We start from the raw sequence: 2,375 nt of genomic DNA, 5'->3' as shown, positions 1-2,375 counted from the left end.
GTTGGCCAGCTCTTCTCTGCCGCTCTTGCCGGCCAGATGAGCGTCGACGACGCACTCAAGCAGGCTCAGGAAGCCGCCACCTCGACGATGACCGAAGGCGGCTACATCAAGTAACGTCTCCCAAGGCGCGTTGGCTGCCCGACTCCGGTCGGGTGGCCTCTTTTGAAATTTCTGATGCGACATCTTCCGTCAAAATACGTTCGAACAAAGAAGAAGTAGGCTGGTGTTGTCTCTCCCGCTTGCGGGCTCTTGAACAGGACCGCCAAATGGGAGGGATAGGAATGGCCACGCAACAAACCCGGACGCTTGCCCGCRCAATGCTGGCGCCGTCGGTGATCCTACTCTTCGTCTGGATGGCGATACCCTTGGCGCTGACGCTGTGGTTCTCGTTCCAGCAGTATAACCCGCTCAATCCGATCCGCGACGGTTTCGTCGGATTTTCCAATTACCTGCTATTCCTGCACAATCCGGCTTTCCTGTGGGCCATCCTCAACACGTTGCAGATCGTCGTTGGCGTGCTGCTGATCACCATTATCGGCGGTGTCGCGCTCGCATTGCTGCTTGACCAGCCGATCTGGGGYCARGGCATYGTCCGCATCCTGGTGATCTCGCCCTTCTTCGTCATGCCGCCGGTCGCRGCRCTGGTGTGGAAGAAYATGATCATGCATGCCCAATATGGCGTGTTCGCTGATCTCGCCCGYKCGCTCGGCCTCCATCCGATCGACTGGTTCGGGCAATATCCGCTGCTCTCCGTCATCATCATCGTCGCCTGGCAATGGCTGCCCTTCGCGACGCTGATCCTGCTSACYGCRYTGCAATCGCTCGAYGGCGAGCAGAAGGAAGCGGCGGAGATGGACGGCGCCAATTTCTTCAACCGCTTCATCTACCTCGTCGTCCCGCATCTGGCGCGTGCGACCACGGTCGTCGTGCTCATCCAGACGATCTTCCTGCTCAGCGTCTACGCGGAAATCCTGGTCACCACCAATGGCGGCCCCGGCTATGCCTCGACCAACCTGCCGTTCCTCGTCTACCAGAAGGCGCTGCTCGAATTCAAAATCGGYCARGCYTCSGCRGGCGGCATCATCGCAGTCATCCTTGCCAACATCGTYGCCTTCTTCGCCATGCGSGCGGTCGGCAAGAACCTGGACCGATAGGAGGGCACCATGGCCAGAGCTGTTTCCACCAGACGCACCGCAGTCGTCACCATCGTTGCCTGGATCATCGCGCTGCTGATCTTCTTTCCGATCCTTTACACGATCATCACCAGCTTCAAGTCGGAGCAGGAGGCGATCCAGGGCTTCAACCTGATCCCGTCCGGCACGCTGGAAAGCTACTATGACGTCGAGAGCCAGAAGGACTATTTCACGCCCTTCCTCAATTCGGTGTTCCTTTCCGTCGGCTCGACGATCCTGGCACTGATCGTCGCCGTGCCGGCCGCCTGGTCGATGGCCTTTGCGCCGGCCAAGCGCACCAAGGACATCTTGATGTGGATGCTCTCCACCAAGATGATGCCGGCGGTGGCGGTGCTGTTTCCGATCTACCTGCTGTTTCGCAATCTCGGCCTGCTCGACAGCCGTGCAGCCCTCTGCGTCATGCTGATGCTGATCAACCTGCCGATCGTTGTCTGGATGCTCTATACGTACTTCCGCGAAATCCCGGGCGAGATTCTTGAAGCGGCGCGAATGGACGGCGCCACGCTTTGGGGCGAGATCGTCTATGTGCTGACCCCGATGGCGGTGCCCGGCATTGCRTCSACCATGCTGCTCAACATCATCCTTGCCTGGAACGAATCCTTCTGGACGATCCAGCTGACGACYACCAATGCCGCGCCGCTGACYGCCTTCATCGCCTCGTTCTCCAGTCCGCAAGGRYTGTTCTGGGCAAAGCTTTCGGCAGCCTCGACCTTGGCCATCGCGCCGATCCTGATCATGGGCTGGTTCTCGCAGAAGCAGYTGGTGCGCGGGCTGACATTCGGCGCGGTCAAATAACAATCCGGGAGGGAACGAAAATGGGAACGATCCAGCTAAAGAAAGTCAACAAGTCCTTCGGCAACACCGCCGTCATCCCGGGCATCGACCTGGTGATCAACGAAGGCGAGTTCGTGGTCTTCGTCGGTCCGTCCGGCTGCGGCAAGTCCACGCTGCTGCGCCTGATCGCCGGCCTCGAGGACACCACATCCGGAACGATCGAGATCGATGGCCGCGACATGACCAGCGAAGCCCCGGCCAAACGTCGGCTCGCCATGGTCTTCCAGTCCTATGCGCTCTATCCGCATATGAGTGTCAGGAAGAACATCGCCTTCCCGCTGAAGATGGCGAAGATGCCGCAGGATCAGATCGACAAGAAGGTCAATGAAGCCGCCCGCGTTCTCAATC

Annotated in this window: 3 protein-coding genes; all 3 read left to right on the top strand. The window is 59.5% G+C overall.

Annotated elements, in window-relative coordinates; all coding sequences use genetic code 11:
• Positions 1 to 281: 281 nt before the first annotated feature.
• Positions 282 to 1,154, top strand: coding sequence for a carbohydrate ABC transporter permease (locus AC1D06_RS42435; RefSeq protein ID WP_477991556.1), 873 nt, complete (start codon positions 282 to 284; stop codon positions 1,152 to 1,154).
• Positions 1,155 to 1,163: 9 nt separating this feature from the next.
• Positions 1,164 to 1,988 carry a carbohydrate ABC transporter permease gene (locus AC1D06_RS42430; RefSeq protein ID WP_477991555.1) on the top strand — a complete coding sequence of 275 codons (825 nt, stop codon included), beginning with the start codon at positions 1,164 to 1,166 and terminating at the stop codon, positions 1,986 to 1,988.
• 20 nt (positions 1,989 to 2,008) lie between these two features.
• On the top strand, positions 2,009 to 2,375 hold a 367-nt coding region (locus AC1D06_RS42425; protein ID WP_477991553.1), incomplete at its 3' end, for an ABC transporter ATP-binding protein.

Source organism: Rhizobium sp. P2_G2, assembly GCF_056403555.1.
This window is presented reverse-complemented; position numbering and strand designations above follow the sequence as displayed.